The 19,181-nt window shown below is 73.3% G+C and carries 12 protein-coding genes; 4 read left to right on the top strand and 8 right to left on the bottom strand.

The window, feature by feature from the left end; all coding sequences use genetic code 11:
* Positions 1 to 34: 34 nt before the first annotated feature.
* Both mfd and ABD350_RS20895 read right to left on the bottom strand, forming a co-directional pair.
* Entirely contained in the window at positions 35 to 3,571 is a 3,537-nt protein-coding gene (mfd, locus tag ABD350_RS20900; RefSeq protein ID WP_344349746.1) for a transcription-repair coupling factor, read from the bottom strand.
* Positions 3,572 to 4,524: 953 nt separating this feature from the next.
* Positions 4,525 to 4,758, bottom strand: a complete 234-nt coding sequence (locus ABD350_RS20895) for a helix-turn-helix domain-containing protein (RefSeq protein WP_344349855.1) — start codon at positions 4,756 to 4,758, stop codon at positions 4,525 to 4,527.
* Positions 4,759 to 5,156: 398 nt separating this feature from the next.
* Between ABD350_RS20895 and ABD350_RS20890 the strand changes: the two genes are divergently transcribed.
* Positions 5,157 to 5,714 (top strand): phospholipase A2, encoded by a 558-nt coding sequence (locus ABD350_RS20890; protein WP_344349745.1) that lies wholly within the window; start codon positions 5,157 to 5,159, stop codon positions 5,712 to 5,714.
* Between the two features lie 143 nt (positions 5,715 to 5,857).
* On the opposite strand, the gene ABD350_RS20885 is transcribed toward ABD350_RS20890, so the two are convergent.
* Together ABD350_RS20885 and ABD350_RS20880 are read right to left on the bottom strand one after the other, a co-directional pair.
* The gene (locus ABD350_RS20885; RefSeq protein WP_344349744.1) at positions 5,858 to 8,443 is read right to left on the bottom strand and encodes an ABC transporter permease; all 2,586 of its coding nucleotides are present in this window, start codon (positions 8,441 to 8,443) and stop codon (positions 5,858 to 5,860) included.
* On the bottom strand, positions 8,440 to 9,228 hold the full coding sequence (locus ABD350_RS20880; protein ID WP_344349742.1) for an ABC transporter ATP-binding protein: 789 nt from the start codon (positions 9,226 to 9,228) through the stop codon (positions 8,440 to 8,442). Before ABD350_RS20880 ends, ABD350_RS20885 begins: the two co-directional genes overlap by 4 nt.
* A gap of 511 nt (positions 9,229 to 9,739) precedes the next feature.
* Between ABD350_RS20880 and ABD350_RS20875 the strand changes: the two genes are divergently transcribed.
* Positions 9,740 to 11,236, top strand: a complete 1,497-nt coding sequence (locus ABD350_RS20875) for an MFS transporter (RefSeq protein WP_344349741.1) — start codon at positions 9,740 to 9,742, stop codon at positions 11,234 to 11,236.
* 70 nt (positions 11,237 to 11,306) lie between these two features.
* On the opposite strand, the gene ABD350_RS20870 is transcribed toward ABD350_RS20875, so the two are convergent.
* The 3 genes from ABD350_RS20870 to ABD350_RS20860 form a co-directional block, all read right to left on the bottom strand.
* The gene (locus ABD350_RS20870; protein ID WP_344349740.1) at positions 11,307 to 12,194 is read right to left on the bottom strand and encodes a coiled-coil domain-containing protein; all 888 of its coding nucleotides are present in this window, start codon (positions 12,192 to 12,194) and stop codon (positions 11,307 to 11,309) included.
* A 236-nt stretch (positions 12,195 to 12,430) separates the two neighbouring features.
* Positions 12,431 to 15,328, bottom strand: a complete 2,898-nt coding sequence (locus ABD350_RS20865) for an SUKH-4 family immunity protein (RefSeq protein WP_344349739.1) — start codon at positions 15,326 to 15,328, stop codon at positions 12,431 to 12,433.
* 10 nt (positions 15,329 to 15,338) lie between these two features.
* Positions 15,339 to 16,334 carry an SMI1/KNR4 family protein gene (locus ABD350_RS20860; protein ID WP_344349737.1) on the bottom strand — a complete coding sequence of 332 codons (996 nt, stop codon included), beginning with the start codon at positions 16,332 to 16,334 and terminating at the stop codon, positions 15,339 to 15,341.
* Positions 16,335 to 16,632: 298 nt separating this feature from the next.
* Here ABD350_RS20860 and ABD350_RS20855 point away from each other — a divergent pair, with 298 nt between their 5' ends.
* A complete protein-coding gene (locus ABD350_RS20855) occupies positions 16,633 to 17,148 on the top strand; it encodes a YwqJ-related putative deaminase (RefSeq protein ID WP_344349736.1) in 516 nt (171 codons plus the stop codon).
* 49 nt (positions 17,149 to 17,197) lie between these two features.
* Positions 17,198 to 17,728, top strand: a complete 531-nt coding sequence (locus ABD350_RS20850) for an SUKH-3 domain-containing protein (RefSeq protein WP_344349735.1) — start codon at positions 17,198 to 17,200, stop codon at positions 17,726 to 17,728.
* A 22-nt stretch (positions 17,729 to 17,750) separates the two neighbouring features.
* Here the strand turns inward: ABD350_RS20850 and ABD350_RS20845 are convergent, their stop codons facing one another.
* Positions 17,751 to 19,073 carry a sensor histidine kinase gene (locus ABD350_RS20845; protein ID WP_344349734.1) on the bottom strand — a complete coding sequence of 441 codons (1,323 nt, stop codon included), beginning with the start codon at positions 19,071 to 19,073 and terminating at the stop codon, positions 17,751 to 17,753.
* Positions 19,074 to 19,181: the final 108 nt, after the last annotated feature.

Here is a 19,181-nt window from a genome sequence, read left to right as displayed (position 1 = left end):
CCCCGTTCCGGTGCCGGTCGTCGTCCACCGTGCGCTAGCCCAGGACGGAGGTGAGGAACTCGCCGACCCAGGCCAGCAGTTCCCGGCCGACCAGCGGCTTGCCGCCGACCTTGGCGGTCTTCGGACGCGGGACCAGCACCTGGTGGGCGGCCGGCTTGATGACCGTGCCGGGGTAGAGCCGCTTGAGCCGAAGCTCCTGCGACTCGCGCAACTCCACCGGCGCGAAGCGGATGTTGGTGCCCTGGAGCACGATCTCGCCGACGCCGCAGGCGCGCGCGAGCATCCTCAGGCCGGCCACCAGCAGCAGGTTCTCCACCGGTTCGGGCAGCTTGCCGTAGCGGTCGGTGAGTTCCTCGCGGACGGCCTTGATGTCCTCCTCGCTGTTGGCGGAGGCGATCGAGCGGTAGGCCTGGAGGCGCAGCCGTTCGCCGGGCGCGTAGTCGTGCGGGACGTGCGCGTCGACGGGCAGCTCGATCTTGACCTCCAGCGGCGGCTCCTCCTCGATCCCGCCGGTCTCCAGCTGGCGCCGGTAGTCGGCGACGGCCTCGCCGACCATGCGGACGTACAGGTCGAAGCCGACACCCGCGATATGGCCGGACTGCTCGCCGCCGAGGAGGTTTCCGGCGCCGCGGATCTCCAGGTCCTTCATCGCCACGTACATGCCCGCGCCCATCTCGGTGTGCTGGGCGATGGTCGCCAGGCGCTCGTGCGCGGTCTCGGTGAGCGGCTTCTCCGGCGGGTACAGGAAGTAGGCGTACCCGCGCTCGCGGCCCCGGCCGACCCGGCCGCGCAGCTGGTGCAGCTGGGACAGGCCGAAGGTGTCGCCGCGCTCCACGATCAGGGTGTTGGCGTTGGAGATGTCGATGCCGGACTCCACGATCGTGGTGGAGACCAGCACGTCGAACTTCTTCTCCCAGAAGTCGACCACGACCTGTTCCAGCGCGGACTCCGACATCTGGCCGTGGGCGGTGGCGATGCGCGCCTCGGGGACGATGTCGCGGAGCCTGGCCGCCGCGCGGTCGATGGACTCGACGCGGTTGTGGATGTAGAAGACCTGGCCCTCGCGCAGCAGTTCGCGGCGGATGGCGGCGCCGATCTGCTTCTCCTCGTACGGCCCGACGAAGGTGAGCACCGGGTGGCGCTCCTCGGGGGGTGTGGTGATCGTGGACATCTCGCGGATGCCGGTGACCGCCATCTCCAGGGTGCGCGGGATCGGGGTCGCGGACATCGTCAGCACGTCGACGTTGGCGCGGAGCTTCTTCAGCTGTTCCTTGTGCTCGACGCCGAAGCGCTGCTCCTCGTCGACGATGACCAGGCCGAGGTCCTTGAACTTGGTCTCGGAGGAGAACAGGCGGTGGGTGCCGATGACGACGTCCACCGAGCCGTCCTTCAGCCCCTCCAGGACGGCCTTGGCCTCGGTGTCGGTCTGGAAGCGGGACAGGGCGCGCACGTTGACGGGGAATTGCGCGTACCGCTCGGAGAACGTGCCGTAGTGCTGCTGCACCAGCAGGGTGGTGGGCACCAGGACGGCGACCTGCTTGCCGTCCTGTACGGCCTTGAAGGCGGCCCGCACCGCGATCTCGGTCTTGCCGTAGCCGACGTCGCCGCAGATCAGGCGGTCCATCGGGACGGACTTCTCCATGTCCTCCTTGACCTCGGCGATGGTGGTGAGCTGGTCCGGGGTCTCGGCGTAGGGGAAGGCGTCCTCCAGCTCGCGCTGCCAGGGGGTGTCGGTGCCGAAGGCGTGGCCGGGGGCGGCCATGCGCGCGCTGTACAGCTTGATCAGGTCGGCGGCGATCTCCTTGACGGCCTTCTTGGCGCGGGCCTTGGTCTTGGTCCAGTCGGCGCCGCCGAGACGGTGCAGGGTGGGTGCCTCGCCGCCGACGTACTTGGTGATCTGCTCCAGCTGGTCGGTCGGGATGTACAGCCGGTCGCCGGGCTGACCGCGCTTGGCGGGCGCGTACTCCACGACCAGGTACTCGCGGGTGGCGCCCTGCACGGTGCGCTGCACCATCTCGATGTAGCGGCCGACGCCGTGCTGTTCGTGGACGATGTAGTCGCCCGGTTCCAGGGTGAGCGGGTCGATGGTCTTGCGGCGGCGGGCCGGCATGCGGGCGCCGTCGCGGCCGGCGGTGCGCTGCCCGGAGAGGTCGGTCTCGGTGAGCACGGCGAGCTTGAGCGCCGGGTCCACGAAGCCGTACTCGATGGAGCCGCAGGAGACGTGCACCACGGAGGGGCCGAGTTCGCCGAGGTCGGCGTCCAGGCGGGCGGCGATGCCCTCGCCGCCGAGCACCTCCACGGTGCGGGCGGCCGGGCCGTGGCCCTCGGTGACGAACACCGTGCGCCAGCCGTCGGCGAGCCAGCCCTTGGTGTCGGCGAGGGCGCGCGCGGTGTCGCCGCGGTAGGTCTCGGGGGCGCGCATGCCGAGCTTGAGGGTGTCGGCATCGCCCGCGGCGTCGGCGTCGGCGGCGAACGGGGAGACCGACCACCACATCATGCCCAGCTCGCGGGCGCGGTCACGGACGTCGGCGATGGACCACAGGGAGGCCGCGCCGACGTCGATGGGGGCCTCGCCGCCGCCGGCGGTCGCCGCCCAGGACGCCTGGAGGAACTCCTGGCTGGTGGCGACGAGGTCGGCGGCGCGGGTGCGGACCCGCTCCGGGTCGCAGACGACGGCCATGGCGCCCGCGGGCAGCACGTCGAGCAGCAGCTCCATGTCGTCCACCAGGACCGGGGCCAGGGACTCCATGCCCTCCACCGCGATGCCCTCGGCGATCTTGCCGAGCAGTTCGCCCAGTTCGGGGTGGTCCTCGGCGAGGGCGCGAGCGCGTGCGCGGACGTCGTCGGTGAGCAGCAGCTCCCGGCACGGGGGTGCCCACAGGCCGTGTTCGGCGATTTCGAGGGAGCGCTGGTCGGCGACCTTGAAGTAGCGGATCTCCTCGATCTCGTCGCCCCAGAACTCGATGCGCAGGGGGTGTTCCTCGGTGGGCGGGAACACGTCCAGGATGCCGCCGCGCACGGCGAACTCGCCGCGCTTCTCGACCAGCTCCACGCGCGCGTAGGCGGCGGCCGCGAGGGCTTCGACGATGTCGTTCAGATCGGCGCTCCGGCCGGCCCGCAGGGCCACCGGTTCCAGGTCGCCGAGGCCCTTGACCTGCGGCTGGAGCACGGAGCGCACGGGGGCTACGACGACGGAGACGGGCCCGGTCTCGGGGTCGTCGGCGCTGGGGTGGGCGAGGCGGCGCAGGACGGCGAGGCGGCGGCCGACGGTGTCGCTGCGGGGGCTGAGCCGCTCGTGCGGGAGGGTCTCCCAGGAGGGGTACTCCACGACGCCCTCGGGGGGCAGCAGGGAGCGCAGGGCGGCGGCCAGGTCCTCGGCCTCGCGGCCGGTCGCCGTGACCGCCAGCACCGGGCGGCCGGCGTCGCGGGCCAGGGCGGCGACGGCGAAGGGCCGGGCCGCCGGGGGGCCGACCAGGTCGATGTGCGGGCGGTTGCCGTCCGCTGCCGCGCGCATCGCTTCCGCGAGGGCGGGGTCCTTGACGACGGCGTCGAGCAGACCGTGCAGGCTCATGGGGGCTTCCATCCGGGCGGGGGCAACGCAGACAGCCCGACACGTCTCACGGGCCGGGCTGCCCAGCCTACGACGCCGACGCCGCCGGCGCGGCGCCGGACGGCCACGCCCGCCGGCACCGAACGGCCCCGGCCGACGACTTCCGGTCGCCCCTTCACCGCACCGGCCGAGGACCCTGGCAGCCCTCGCCCCAGGGAGCGGTGCCCGCCACGGCCCTGGCCACCCACGGCACCGGCCGACGACGCCGGCCCACACCCCTGACAGCCCTCGCCCCAGGATGGACGGCACCGGCCCACACCCCTGGCCACCCTTCGCCCCCCGCCAGACGGCACCGGCCCACGCCCCTGGCAGCCCTCGCCCCAGGATGGACGGCACCGGCCCACACCCCTGGCCACCCTTCGCCCCCCGCCAGACGGCACCGGCCCACACCCCTGACAGCCCTCGCCCCAGCGAGCGGTGCCCGCCACGGCCCTGGCCACCCTTCGCCCCCCGCCAGACGGCACCGGCCCACACCCCTGACAGCCCTCGCCCCAGCGAGCGGTGCCCGCCCACGACCCTGACCACCCACGGCACCGGCCGACGACGCCGGCCGACCTTCGTCCCGCCGAACGGCCTTCGGCGCTGCGGGCCGGGCCCGAAGCCCCCGCCCCCGGGCGGGCAGCCGGGCGGACTGGAGGACCGGACGCCGCCGGCGGAGCCTCTCGCCCGGCACCGAGTCGGCGCCACCAGCCCGACTCACGAATCCACACCGCCAACCGTGCCGCGAATCCGCGCCGCGAGCCGCCAGCACCGCACCGGAATCCGCGCCAGCCGCCAGCACCGCACCCGAATCCGCGCCACCAGCACTGCACACTGCACCCGCAATCCGCACCGTCAACCCGGCGCCCCGAGCCCACGCCGTCGGCCCCGGCGCCCGGGTCTCGCCGTCACCCCGGCCCGCGCGTCCGTGTGGGTCAGGCGGTTTCGCCGTTGCCGGTGAAGGCGACCGTCACGCCGTGTCCCGGGTCGACCGACACGAGCAGGGCCGAGCCGAAGGCTCCGGCGATGCGTTCCAGCAGGGCGAAAGTCGGCATGCATTTTCCGTGCTCCAGCCGGGAGATCGCCGCCTGGGTCAGCCCGGAGAGTTCCGCCAGGCGCGTCTGGGTCATTCCGATCCTGCCACGGCATTCACGGACGGCCCGCCCCACCGCTTGCTCCAGCTTTTCCGCGGGGATTTCTCCGTGCTCGGCACGCGTCCGGCTCATTCCCCGTCGATGACACTGCACCTTGCCCCCGGATCGCTCGACGCCGATACACATCGGCCCAGATTCCCTTTCGAAGGCTAGCCGCGCCCCGGCCGGGCACGGCTTCTGTTTGAGCAACATCTGAGGTTGGCAGCCTTGCCCTCCGGCGTCATCCGGAATCTCTAATTCCAGGGCATATAGCGAGAGTGGTATATCGGCCCATCGGTGCACGGACAGCGAGGTCAGAAGCCCGGAGTTGCGTGTTCCGATTTTCGCCGCGCCGCCTCCGACGAAAAGGAGTTTGCCCGCCCGGGACGGACATGCCACGATCACCGCCGTCCTCCACGGGAAGGAAAGCAGCCTTGACCAAGTTGCCCACCACACTGTCCGGAATCGCCCTTTCGGGCGCCCTTCTCACCATCGGGGCAACGCCCGCGCTGGCGGATTCGGCACCCGGCGGATCCGGCCCCTCTTCGGCAACCGCGTCCGTGACGAAGGCGCAGAAGCTCTCCAAGCTGAAGAATCTCACCGAGGATTCCTACGCCTCGCAGGGCAGATGGCTGGATGCCATGAATCAGCACATGGCCCACAAGCAGTCGATCGAGAAGTACAAGTTCAACTGGAAGACCGATTACTGCACCAGCTCCCCGGACACCCTGCCCGGTGGCTACAACTTCAAGATGGGGTGCTGGCGGCACGATTTCGGCTACCGCAACTACAAGGGCCTCATCGGCAACTACTACTTCAAGAAGAACGGCCACAAGAAGCGCGTCGACAAGGCCCTCCTCAGGGACCTGTACACCGCGTGCGACTACAAGCCGTGGGCGGACCCCCTGCCGGCCTCGGAACGCAAGCGGCTGAAGGCGGCCTGCCGTAAGACCGCCAAGACGTACTACGACGCGGTCAGCGCCGTCGGCTGATCCACCGGCATACACCGGCCGGCCGCCGGGACGGCGGCACGCGTGAGGACGGCGGGGCGCGGGGAGAGACCCCGCGCCCCGCCGTCCGGCCGTGTGCCCGGACCCGTCCGGCCCGTATGCCTGGGCCCGTCCGGCCCGTCTGACTAGTCGGTGGCGATGGCGTTCAGCACGTTCATCCGCGCCGCCCGGAACGCCGGCACCAGGGCCGCGAACAGGCCCACGAAGGCCGAGCCGACGAAGACGCCGGTGATCGTCGGCCAGGGGATCTCCAGGATCTTCAGGCCCTCCATGGCGAGGAGCCGCTGTGCGGTGGCGCCCCAGCTCATGCCCAGCCCGAGACCGAGCAGCGCGCCGAAGACGGCGATCACCACCGACTCCAGGCGGATCATGCGGCGCAGCTGGCGGCGGGAGAGGCCGATGGCCCGCATGAGGCCGATCTCCCGGGTGCGCTCGACCACCGACAGGGCCAGGGTGTTCACCACACCGAGGACCGCGACGACGATGGCGAGTGCCAGCAGGCCGTAGATCATGTTGAGCAGCTGGCCGACCTGGTCCTTGAGCTCCTGCTTGTAATCGGTCTGGTCCCGCACCGTCAGCTGCGGGAAGTCGTCGTGCAGCGCCGCCTTGAGCGCGCGGTAGGCGGCGGCCTGCCGTCCTTCCTCGGCGGTGGCCAGGACGATCTCGTCGAGCGGCATCCTGTCGGCGGGAACGTACTTCGCGAGCGTGTCGATGGAGGTGTACATCGCGCCCGAGTCGATGAGCGTGTCGCTGCGGGTGATCGCCCGGACCGTCAGGCGGGCGGTACGGCCGTCCTCGTAGGCGACGGTGATCACGGAACCGAGCCGGACGCCGTGGTCCCGGGCGAACTTCTCGGGCACCGACATCGAGTCGGTCCGGTAGGCGTCCTCCATCTCGCCGGCCGCGGTCTCGGTCCGTACGTCGGTCGCGTAGGCCGGGTCGGCGGCCACGATCGTGGTGTTCGGCAGCCGCTTGCCGTCCGGGGTGGTGAGGGCGGCCTCGGTCCACTTGTACTCGGTGACCCGCTCCAGGCCCGGGGTGTCCTTGACGGCCCGCACCGCCTGCCGGGCGACGAGCCCGTCCTCCTGGTCGCTGCGGATGATGAAGTCCGCCCCCACCGTCTTGTCCAGCTGGTCGGTGGCGGAGGCCACCATGGAGGAGCCGACCACCGCCAGGCACGCCACCAGGGCCAGGCCGATCATCAGGGCGGCGCCGGTGGCGCCGGTGCGGCGCGGGTTGCGCAGCGCGTTGCGCTCGGCCATCCGGCCGACGGGCCCGAACACCCGCAGCAGGAGCGCGCCGAGGACGCGGACCAGTGCGCCGGCGAGCAGCGGGCCGACGACGACGAAGCCGATCAGGGTGAGCAGTACGCCCAGGCCCAGCCAGCCCGAGCCGGTCTTGGCCTGGTCGGCGGTGGCGGCCACGTACAGGCTCCAGCCGCCGGCGGCGGTCAGCAGCAGGCCGAGGGCGGCGCGGACGGCACCGGACCGGGCGTCGGCGGGGGCGCCGGCGTCACGCAGGGCGGCCATCGGGGAGACCTTGCCGGCGCGCCGGGCGGGCAGATAGGCGGCGAGGACGGTGACGAGCACGCCGAGGAGCAGGCCGAGCGCGGGGGTGGTCCAGGCCACCGTCAGGTCGTCGGTGGACAGCTTCATGCCCATCTGCCCCATGAGCTTCATCAGGCCGATGGCGAGGCCGACGCCCGCGCCGACGCCGAGGACGGAGCCGACCACGCCCAGCAGCAGCGCCTCGACCAGCACCGAGCGGTTGACCTGCTTGCGGGAGGAGCCGATGGCGCGCAGCAGGCCGATCTCCCGGGTGCGCTGGGCAACCAGCATGGAGAAGGTGTTGATGATCAGGAAGATGCCGACCAGGAAGGCGATCCCGGCGAAGCCGAGCATCGCGTACTTCATGACGTTCAGGAAGCTCTGGACTTCCTTCTGGTTGGCGTCGGCGACCTCCTTGGCGGTCTGCACCTTGTAGTCCCGGCCGAGGACGGCGACGACGTTCTTCTTCAGCTGCTCGTCGCTCACGCCCTTCGCCGCGGTCACGTTGACGTTGGTGTAGACGCCGGTGCGGCCGATCAGGGTCTGCTGGGCGGTCCTGGTGTCCAGGTAGAAGATCGCCGCGCCGGGGTTGGTGACCTTGAAGGCGGCGATGCCGGACACGCGCGCGTGGTGCGTGCCGAGGGCCGTGATGACGCCGATCTCGTCGCCGCGCTCCAGTCCGTGCCGGTCGGCGGTGTCGGCGTCGACCATCACCTGGTCGGGGCCCTTGGGCGCCGTACCGGAGGTGATCTCCATGGTGCGGGCGTCGTTGCCGTTCCAGCTGCCGACGATGGTGGGCCCGCCGTTGCCGGGCGCCAGCTTGTCCTTGCCGGCGTCCACGACGGTCACCGAGGTGGAGAACACCGTGCCCTCGGCCGACTTCACGCCCCGGGCGCGGCGGACCTCGCCGACGACCGAGGCCGGCAGGACCGGCGGCTTGCCGGTGCGGGAGGTGGTCTGCCCGGTGTCGGAGGCGCCCTTGGCGCCGATCTGGACGTCGGAGGCCGTGGCCTGGAAGAGCTTGTCGAAGGTGGTGTTCATGGTGTCGGTGAACACCAGCGTGCCGCACACGAACGCCACCGACAGCAGTACGGCGACCGCCGACAGCGCCATGCGTCCCTTGTGCGCGAGGAAGTTGCGCATCGAGGTCTTCAGGACGGTCACGACGTACGCCCCCGGGCGTCGAAGTCCTTCATGCGGTCCAGGACCTGCTCGGCCGTCGGCTGGTACATCTCGTCGACGATGCGGCCGTCGGCGAGGTAGAGCACGCGGTCGGCGTAGGAGGCGGCCACCGGGTCGTGGGTGACCATGACGATGGTCTGGCCGAGTTCGTCCACCGAGCGGCGCAGGAAGCCCAGCACCTCGGCGCCCGCGCGGGAGTCGAGGTTTCCGGTCGGCTCGTCCCCGAAGATGATCTCCGGGCGGGCGGCGAGGGCGCGGGCCACGGCGACGCGCTGCTGCTGGCCGCCGGAGAGCTGGGCGGGGCGGTGCTTGAGCCGCCCGGTGAGCCCGACGGTCTCCACCACCCGCTCCAGCCAGGCCCGGTCGGGCTTGCGGCCGGCGATGTCCATGGGCAGCGTGATGTTCTCCAGGGCGTTCAGCGTGGGCAGCAGGTTGAACGCCTGGAAGATGAAGCCGATGCGGTCCCGGCGCAGCTGGGTGAGCTTCTTGTCCTTCAGGCCGGTGATCTCGGTCTCGTCCAGGTGGATGTGACCGCTCGTCACCGTGTCCAGGCCGGCGAGGCAGTGCATCAGGGTCGACTTGCCGGACCCGGAGGGGCCCATGATCGCGGTGAACCGCCCGCGGGCGATGTCCACGTCCACGCGGTCCAGCGCGACGACACGGGTCTCCCCGGACCCGTACGCCTTCACGACCTGGCGCGCCCGCGCGGCAACGGCCGTACGCCCTCCAGTACCCCCGTGCCTGGGAATCGTTACAGCCGATGTCACGTTATGTCTCCTATGTCGGTCGACAGGCCGGTGCACAGCGCCCGGTGTGCCGGATCGTCGTCGTGAGTACGTCGATGAAGTACGTCGGATACGTCGGTGAAGTACGTCGGGTACGTCGATGCGTACGCCGATGAGTCTCGCGGTCGGCAAGGGCGTCGCGCGCTGGTGCGAAGCCCCGTCTTTCCGGGGGGAAAACCCCACCCCCGACGGTGCGGTCCGCCGCCCCCCGGCGGCGTGCAACCAGGTTACGGAGCACCCTCGGCGGGGCTCCTCCTCCGCCGGGACGAACCCTCCCCGGGCCGGGGTACGGAGGAACCCCTAGGGGATCTCCGCCGACGGGTGGAGACATTCCCGGGGTGCCTCCCCCCTTCGTCGCGCGCCGCCTCCGCCCGCCTCCGCCTGCCGCCGTCCCCGGCCCCCGGCCCGCCACCCCGTGGAAAGCTGTCGTCCCAGACATGGGTGCAGGGGGCACCTGGGTAGCTTCCGACGGGAAGCAGGGGAGGGGTTTGCGGTGGGGAGTACGACACCCGCGATACGCGGCGGCGCGGCCCGGCACCGGAGGGAACGGCGCCGGGGGGCGGTCGTGGCCGCGCTGATGCTGGCGATGGCGCTGGCCGCGCTCGACTCCACCGTCGTCTCCACGGCCGTACCCCAGATCGTCGGCGACCTGGGCGGGTTCTCCGTCTTCTCCTGGCTGTTCTCCGGCTATCTGCTCGCCGTCACCGTCACACTCCCCGTCTACGGCAAACTCTCCGACACCTTCGGCCGCAAACCGGTGCTGGTGGTGGGCGCGGCCGTGTTCCTGGCCGGGTCGCTGCTGTGCGCGGCGGCGTGGAACATGGGCGCGCTGATCGCGTTCCGGATCGTCCAGGGCCTGGGCGGCGGGGCGCTGCAGGGGACCGTGCAGACGCTCGCCGCCGACCTGTACCCGCTGGCGGAGCGCCCGAAGATCCAGTCCCGGCTGTCCACGGTCTGGGCGGTCTCCGCGGTGGCCGGCCCCGGACTGGGCGGAGTGCTCGCCGCCTACGCCGACTGGCGCTGGATCTTCCTGATCAACCTGCCGATCGGCGCCGCCGCCCTGTGGCTGATCGTGCGTCACCTGCACGAGCCGGAACGGGAGACCGCCCGCCACACGCGCGTGGACTGGGCCGGCGCGCTCGCGGTGTTCGCGTGCGGCGGGGTGCTGCTGACCGCGCTGGTGCAGGGCGGGGTCGCCTGGCCGTGGCTGTCGGCGCCGTCGCTGACCCTGTTCGGCGCGGGCCTCGCCCTGGTCGCCGTGGTGGTGGCGGTGGAGCGGCGGGCCGCACAGCCCGTCATCCCGGGGTGGGTGTGGCGGCGCCGGACGATCGCCGCCGTCAACCTGGCGCTCGGCGCGCTGGGGCTGCTCATGGTGGCGCCCGCGGTGTTCCTGCCGACGTACGCCCAGTCGGTGCTCGGTCTGGGCCCGGTGGCCGCCGGGTTCGTGCTGTCGGTGTGGACGCTCAGCTGGCCGCTGTCCGCCGCGCTCAGCCAGCACGTCTACCGGCGGATCGGCTTCCGGGACACCGCGCTGCTCGGCATCGGCCTCGGCACGCTCGTCCTCCTCGCGTTCCCGTTCCTGCCGTACCCCGGGTCCTGGTGGCAACCGACGCTGCTGATGCTGCTGCTCGGCGGGGCGCTGGGCCTGTTCCAGCTGCCGCTGATCGTCGGGGTGCAGTCGACCGTGGGCTGGTCGGAGCGGGGCACCACGACCGCCTCGGTGCTGTTCTGCCGGCAGACCGGCCAGACCCTCGGCGCGTCCCTGTTCGGCGCCGTCGCCAACGGGGTGCTGGCCGCGCGGCTGGGCGGGGCCGGCGACCTGGACTCCGTCACCCGCGCGCTGGGCGCCGGCACGGCCCCGGAGGCGACCCGGCGGGCCATCGCCGACGCGGTCCACGCCGTCTACCTCGGCGCGGCCGGCGCGGCGGCCCTGGCGTTCGTGGTGCTGCTGCTGGTGGCCCCGCGCCGGTTCCCGGTACTCCCGGAGTGAACCGGCGGGTCCGGCGCACCCTGGGTGAACCGGCGGGTCCGGCGCCGGCGGGGTGGACCGGCGGGCCGGCTCAGTCGGTGACGACTCTCCCGGTCAACGACATCAGGTTCCGGCGCGCGGAGTCCATGTGCGCCTGGACGGCGTCCCAGGTGTCGCCGTGCTCGCGCAGCACCCGCTCGGTCTCCTGGGCGATCCGCTCCTCCCGCACGCGCGCGTCCGCGACGATCTCCGCGGCACGCGCGCGTGCCACCTCCTCGCAGCGGCGGGCGTACTCCCCGGCCTCCTCGACAGCCCGCCCGGCCGCCGCCAGCGCGGCCTCGGCCCGGTTCGCCCGCTCGGCGTTCCGGGCGTCCAGCCCGGCCGCCAGTTCGACCTCCTCACGTTCGGCCGCCGCCCAGCGTCCGGCGTTCTCCCGGGAGTGCTCGGCCAGCATCCCGGCGGCGCGCTGCCGCGCCTCACGCACCAGGGCGAGCGCCTCCATGCGCGCCGTCCGCACCTCACGCCGGGTCCCGACCCGGATGCAGTTGGCCTCGGCCCGGGCGGCCAGGATCCGCCCGCGCGCGTGCTCGTCGGCCGCCGCGCGGACCGCGTCCGCCGCCTCCCGCGCCTCCCGGCGGACCCGCTCGGCCTCCGCCTCGGCCCGCGCGACCTGCTGCCCGGCCGCCCGCCGCGCGCGCTCCCGGAGATCCGCCGCCTCGCTCTGCACCCGCTGGAACAGGCGCTGCGCGCCCTCCCCCAGCGCCTCGTACGTCTGCGGCGCGAGCCCGGCGACCACCTCGCGCAGCCGCGCCGCCTCCGCCTCCATCTCCTTGGCGAGCACGGTCAACCGGGCGGCCCGCTCCCAGGCCGCGTCCCGGTCCTCGGACAGCGCCTCCAGGCAGGCGTCGACCTGGTCGGGGCGGTAGCCGCGCCCCCGGACGGTCGCGAAGCCGTGCGGCGGCATCGATGCGCTGCTCACCCTGGGGACTCCTCTCCACCGGACCTACACGACAGGATGATTTCGTGCATATCTTGATGGATCGGACATACGGGGTCGCCCTTCGACACTCCGCAGAACGGCGCGCGGATCCGGAACGCACGCCCGGACAGGCGTCGGATACGTGCCGGACCCGTACCCGGACACGCGTCGGGCCCTTCACGCGCGCGTGAAGGGCCCGACGGCGGCAAGCGGCGAACGCGCCCGCGGCGGAGGGACTACAACAGCCCGTCCCACATCTGCTCCAGCAGCACCGACCACCAGCTCTCCGGCGAACCGAGCGCCGCCGGGTCCAGGGCGGCCAGCTGCGCCTGGAAGTCGACCGTCCAGCGGCCCGCCTGCTCCTGGTTCAGCCCGTACCTCAGGCGCCACATCCGGCCCAGCAGCGCCAGACAGCGCGTGAACTCCGGCAGCCCGGAGTTCACGAACTGCGGCGGCACCGGCGCACCGCCCGGACCCGCCTCCACCGGCACGGCCACGATGTTCGCCGTCCCGTACTGCACACACACCGCCTTGCCGAAGTCGGTGCCCATCACCAGGTACGAACCCGCGTCCGGCGCCGCCATCACCCCGCGCTCGGCCGCCAGCTCCGCCAGCGTCGGCACCGGACGGCCCGGCTGCGCCTGCGCCCAGAAGAACGGGCCCATGTCCACCGGCAGCCCGGCCACCACCAGGGTGTGCGCGACGATCGGCGGCACACCCTGCCGGGACACCGCCTGCTGCTCGAACCGGAAGACCCCCGGCCCGAACGCCGCCGCCAGCTCCTGCGCGATCCCCTCCGGCGGCACCGGCGGCGCCGCCTGCACCGGCGGCAGCGGCGCCCGCACCGGCGCCGGCCGCGCGGGACCGTCCGCCACCTGGTGCAACTCGCCCTGATGCGCCAGCAACTGGTGCATGCCCTGGCGCCGGCTCGCGTGGTCCGTGCCGTACGGCGCGATGCTCGTGATCCGCGCCTGCGGCCACTGCTCGCGGATCATCCGCGCGCAGTAGGCACCCGGCAGCTCACACGACTCCAGCTCGGTGTGCAGCTCCAGCACCTGGTCCGGCGGCACGTTCATGGCCCGCAGCTCGTGGAAGATCTGCCACTCCGGATGCGGGGTGCCCGGCGCCGAACGCCGGATCAGCTGCTGCTCGGAACCGTCCTGCGCGCGGTAGCGCAGTACGGCCTGATAACCCGGGCCGACCATCGGCCGGCCCTGCGGATACCCGTACGCCTGCCCCGGCCCCGGCGCCTGCCCCGGCACGGGCGCACCCGGCGGCGGCATGGCGCCGGGTGGCATCGGGGGCGGGGTGCCCGGCGCACCGGGCGGGGGCGGGGGCGCGGCGTTCGGGGCGCCGGCCACGGGGGGTGCGGACAGCACGGTTTCGGCCTGGTGCACGGCGCCGGGAGCACCAGGAGTGCTGCCGGTGCCAGGAGTGCCGGGAGTGCCGGGAGTGCTCGGAGCGCCGGCCGCGCCTGGGGCATGGGGCGCCGCGGGCGGCTGCGGCGCGGCAGGAGGCTGCGGCGCGCCGGGTACGGGGGCACCCGGGGCGTGGGGAGCGCCCGGAGGCTGCGGCGCGCCTGTGTCCAGCCGGTTCGGGTCGGCCAGCATCGTGGCCGCCTGGTGCACACCGCCCGGAGGCGTACCACCCGGGGCACCCGGGCCACCTGGGGCGCCCGGAGGCGCGGCAGGCGGGTTGGGGGCGCCCGGAGCGTGCGGCACGCCCGGCGCCGCGCTCCCCGGACCGCCCTGTCCCTCGGGACCCTCCGGCCCGAGCGCCGACACCAGCTGCGTCGGCACATACCCGCCCGCGGGGGCGCCCGGCGCGGGCGGCGGCGTACTCCCCGGGCGCGCGCCCGGCATGCCCGGGGCGCCCGGCGGCGGAGGCGGCGGAGGCGCACCCACTCCCCCGCGCCCCTTCTTCGGCGGCGGCACCGCCTTGCTCGTCGCGGCGTCCGCGATGTCCCCCGCGTGGGGCGGCAGCGGACGCCCGGGCGTACCCGGGCCCGCCGGGGGCTGCGGATAGCCGTACCCCGGAGCACCGCCCGGCCCCTGCGGGTAGCCGTACGACGGAACGGGCGACGGAGGCGGCGGAGGCGTGCTGCCCTGCGGGGCCCCCGGTGCACCGGACGTCGTCGGGGGCTGCGGGGGCGGAGTGCCGTGCGCCGGAGGGTACGGCGCTACGCCCGGCGCGGGTGCACCCGGAGCCGCCGGCGCCTGCGGCTGGCCGTACGCCGACGCTCCCGGTGCAGGCGGGGGCGTGTCGTTCCGACCGTCGGCCGGCGTGCCCGACGCGTCCGGCGCCGGTGCGACGGCCGTCGGCGGCAGCTGACTGCCGCCCGACATCAGCGCCGTCGGCGCGTCCGCCGCGACCGCCGGGGGCCGCGGGGCGTCGCCCGAGTCACTCAACGGCGGCGCGAACACCGTGGCGGGCAGCGGCACGGAACGGTCGTCCTCACCCGACTCCGCGTTGGTGTCGGTCCCGGCCCAGGGCGTGGCCCCCACTGGCACCTCCGCGAAACCGGACGCACCCGGAACACCGGAGGAACCCGGAAGACCCGGCGCCCCACCGGTCGCACCCGTCGGCGCCCCGGCCGGCCCGCCCGCACCGGACGAAGCCGCCGCACCCGGCACCGGACCACCGCCCGAAGCCGAAGCAGAACCCGAGACCGAAGCCGCAACCGGAGCAGAACCCGAGCCTGTTGAATCCGCCGAATCCGCCGAATCCAACGAATCCGCCGAACCCCCCGCTCCCCGCTCCCCCAACCCCCGCTTGTCCGCCGCCTCCTGCAACCACTCCGGAGGAGTCAGCAGGAACGACGTCTGGTTGAGGTCCAGCCGCGCGGGCGCCGGCACCGCGTCCTGCGGAGCGTCGGCACGGCCGTACTCCTCCTCGTACCGGCGGATCACCTCACCCACCGGCAGCGCGGGCCACAGCGTGGCCTCCCCGCTGTCCCGGGCGATCACCAGCCGCTGGCCGCCCGCGTCCGAACGCGGACCCTCCGCGCGGTCCTCGCCCCACACCACGAACCCCAGCTCGAACTCCCGCACCCGCACCTCACGGTGCTGGTACACGGGCACGTCGCCGTTGATCCACTCCTCGGCGCGCTCCTGCGCCTGCGCGTACGTCACCATCGCGTGCAGCTCACTCCCCCACCGGGCCGGAAGACACCGGGACGACCCGGACGAAACCGCCGTCCACCATCAGACCGGCCACCGTCTCCAACTCCGGCGGATTACCGGCCAGCCGGGACAAGAACGCGTCGAAGTCGTCGCCGCACGGCAGCAGCAGACGCTCCACCCGCTCCGCCGGCGACCACGACGGATCCACGTCCCGCACATCGTCGTACGCGCAGAACCACACCGAACCGACCCGCTCGCCCTTCACCTTCACCGCGAGCAGACCGCCCTGCACGAACCCCACCCCGAGGTAATCCTTCGTCAGGTGGTCGCGCAGACACTTGTTCACATACACCAGGTCGTTGACCGCGGCCTCGTCCCGCACCGTGAAGAACGGCTGGTCCAGCAGCAGCCCCAGCCCGGCGTCCAGCGCCGCGCCGACCGGCGCGCAGCCGCCCGCCGCCTTCAGGAACGAACGGTAGGCACCGGGCAGCCGGTAGCCCAGGTCCTCCTCGATCCCCTGCACCTGCGTCTCCGACACCGCCACACCCGACTTCGGCAGCCCGAAGTGCGCCGGCCGCGACTCCTGCAACGGCCGCGTCCCGCGCTTGGCGTGGTCCACCACCGCCGTCGCCACCCCGCCGTGATGCCTCAGCAGCGCCTTCACCTCGACCGGGATCAGCTCCAGCCGCCGGGTGCCCGCCACGTGATGCCACGTCCAGCCATGGGGCGTCGCCACATTCGGCACCGTGTCCCACAACTCGTGCCCCGCCGCCGCCAGCGCCGCGTTCGCCGACACGTAATCCGTCAGCCGCAGTTCGTCGACCCCGAAACCCTCCGGCGGCTCGGCGATCTCCACCGCCACGCGCGCGTACGACGAGAAATCCGGGTAACCCCGCTCGTCGACCCGTACCCCCCTCGGGTGACGTGCCGCCCGGACCGGATCCGGAAAGTGCACGACCTGCCCGGCATAGGCCGCGTTCGGCGGCGCGGCTCGCTGCCCGAGCCGACCTGTCGTCATGGCGGATGCCCCCTGCGGCGTTCTCTCTGGCCTGAACGGCGGTGTCGATCGCGGATGGCGCCCAGCCTATGCGGTACACCGACCCCGGTCACCGGCCCACCACAACCCCACCGGCCTCCCCCGCCCCACCCCGCCACACCGGCGGCCGCACCGGCGGCCGCCACCGTGACCAGCCGTCACCCCACCGTCACACCCCGCCCCGCGACGGGCGTGTCACACCGCCCCAGCTTCCCCACCAGCCACGGCATTTGGCACCCTAAGTCCTTCGGGGGGATGCCCCAGGGGAGGGACAACGATCATGACGACCTTGCAGACCGGAGGTGCCGACGTGCGGGCCGGCGACCCTCGCATCGACTGGAGCGGCACCGAGACACCCCCCACCCCCACCCTCCGGCACCGCCGCGACGGCATCCTGCCCGCCGTCGCCGCCGCCCTCTCCGTCCGCGGCACCACCCTCACCTGCACCGCCGCCCGCGGCGACCAGCCCCCCACCCTGCACCCCCTCGTCCAGGACTTCCTCGACACCCTCACCAGCGCCCAGCGCGACCGCTTCACCGGCCGCTGCGCCGAGACCATCCTCATCTCCCGGCACCTCACCACCGCCGACGCCGCCCGCAGCAAACGCGCCGCCCGCAGACCCATGACCAACGGCGAGGCCCGCAAAGCCCTCAAACACGCCAAACTCACCGCCCGCCGCATACGCGAGGACGGCGACCCCCTGCACGGCCGCTTCGCCGCCCCCTGCCGCGCCTGCACCGCCCTCAGCGCCCACTTCGGCGTCCGCATCGTCGACCCCACCCCCACCGACGGCTGACCCCGCCGCCCACCCGAACCACCCGGCAAGCTCGACGAACGAAGGGCAGATGCACCCCGACCGCACCCCCTCCCCCAGTCCCGGCTTCGCTCGACCGGCGGGACCCCCCTCGCGCTTCCCCGTACCCGTCGACGCCGCCCTGCGCGCCGCCGGCTGGCAACCCGGACGCTGGGACATCAAGCAGGCCGAGGTCTGGGCCGACGCCCTGCGCGCCCACACCTCACCCGCCGGCCACCGGCACACCGTCTTCCCCGCCGCCGTCGAAGCCTGGGCCGAATTCGGCGGCCTCACCATCACCCCCACCGGCCCCGGCCGCCAGATCGCCCCCGCCACCCTCCACCTCGACCCCCTGCACGGCCTCCACCTCGCCCGCACCCTCGGCGACCTCGGCCGCGCCCTCGGCACCCAGCTGTGCCCCCTCGGCGAGGAGACCGACACCGCCGCCCTCCTCGCCATCGACGCCGAAGGCCGCGTCTACACCATCGACCACACCGGCGACTGGTACGCGGGCCCCGACATCGACCACGCCCTGACCACCCTCATCACCGGCATCCAGCCCGTACGCCTCACCGCCGGCTGACCCCCGAGCCGCCCCCCACCGCTCACGCCGCCGGAATCACCGCCGACACCCGGAACCCACCCGCGTCCGTCGGCCCCGACACGAACACCCCGCCCAGCGCCACGACCCGCTCCCGCATCCCCACCAGGCCGTTCCCACCCGACGGCAGCCCCGCCGCCGACGCCGACGCCGGCTCCGGCGGCGGCTCGTTCTCCACCTGCATCGCGATCTCCGACACCCGGTGCGCCAGCCGCACATACGTCTTCGCACCCGCCGCGTGCTTGTGGACGTTCGTCAACGCCTCCTGCACCACCCGGTACGCCGTCTGCTCGATCTCCGCCGGATACGACCGCGCCTCCCCCTCCACCGACAGATCCACCGCCATACCCGCGGCGGCCGACTGCCCGACCAGCTCCTCCAGCTCCGACAGACACGGCCCTTCCGCCGCCTCGGCCGCCGCACGCGACTCCTCCGCCCGGGACGCCGCCGCCTGGGCCGCCTCCCCCACCGCGGCCAACGGCACCCCCGACGGACGCCGCACCGCGCCCTCACCCGCCCGCAGCACCCCGAGCATCTCCCGCAACTCCGTCAACGCCTGCCGCCCCATGTCGCCCACCAGGGCCGCGTTCCGCACCGCCTTCTCCGGATCCTTCCGCGCCACCGCCTGCAACGCCGCCGCGTGCACCACCATCAGACTCACCCGGTGCGCCACCACGTCGTGCATCTCCCGCGCGATCCGCGTCCGCTCCTCGTTGCGCGCCCACTCGGCCCGCTCCTCCGCCCGCTCCGCGAGCAGCTGCAGCTCCCGCTCCAACGAATCCGCCCGCTCCCGCAGACTCTCCATCAACCGCCGCCGCGCCCCCACGTACAGTCCCAGCAGCACCGGCGGGGCCGTCAGCCCCAACGACGTCGTCACCGCGGCGAACGGCAGGAACCAGTCACCCAGCGTGAGATCACCGCGCGCCATGTCCTGCCGCACCCGCACGAACGTCACCACCGCCGTGCCCAGCAACGACATCCCCGACAGCGCCCCGATCACCCGGCGCGGCAGCTCGCACGACGCCAGCGTGTACAGGCCGACGACGCCCATCAGGAAGCCCATCTCGGCCGGCGTCACCGCGATCGCCACCAGCACCACGGCGATCGGCCACTTCCGCCGCACCAGCAGCACCGCACCGGCGACCAGCCCGAACACGATGCCCACAAAGACCGGGATCCCCGCCTCCCGGGCGAACGGAACCCCCTCCGCGGCACACTCCACGGCGGACAGCAGCGCGAGACCCCCGTCGAGCACCGCGCTGCGCCACCTCGCCCACCACCACGGGCCGGTCAGGGCCCTGGCATGGTCTTCCCCCGTCGTGGTCATGCCTCCAGCCTACGGGCGACGGGTGCGGCTTTTCCGGTGACTTTCACCTACCTCCACACACCACACTCGGTAACCGAACGACCTCGAAACCTCCCCCTATCCCTCGAA

It is taken from the genome of Streptomyces nogalater, assembly GCF_039532885.1.
Classification (GTDB): Bacteria; Actinomycetota; Actinomycetes; order Streptomycetales; family Streptomycetaceae; genus Streptomyces; species Streptomyces nogalater.
This window is presented reverse-complemented; position numbering and strand designations above follow the sequence as displayed.

What these genes read in the sequence shown, in the direction of transcription:
- ABD350_RS20845 (WP_344349734.1), bottom strand. Translation starts at nt 19,073, where the DNA reads ATGACCACGACGGGGGAAGACCATGCCAGGGCCCTGACCGGCCCGTGG.
- ABD350_RS20855 (WP_344349736.1), top strand. Translation starts at nt 16,633, where the DNA reads ATGACGACCTTGCAGACCGGAGGTGCCGACGTGCGGGCCGGCGACCCT.
- ABD350_RS20850 (WP_344349735.1), top strand. Translation starts at nt 17,198, where the DNA reads ATGCACCCCGACCGCACCCCCTCCCCCAGTCCCGGCTTCGCTCGACCG.
- ABD350_RS20865 (WP_344349739.1), bottom strand. Translation starts at nt 15,328, where the DNA reads ATGGTGACGTACGCGCAGGCGCAGGAGCGCGCCGAGGAGTGGATCAAC.
- ABD350_RS20860 (WP_344349737.1), bottom strand. Translation starts at nt 16,334, where the DNA reads ATGACGACAGGTCGGCTCGGGCAGCGAGCCGCGCCGCCGAACGCGGCC.
- mfd (WP_344349746.1), bottom strand. Translation starts at nt 3,571, where the DNA reads ATGAGCCTGCACGGTCTGCTCGACGCCGTCGTCAAGGACCCCGCCCTC.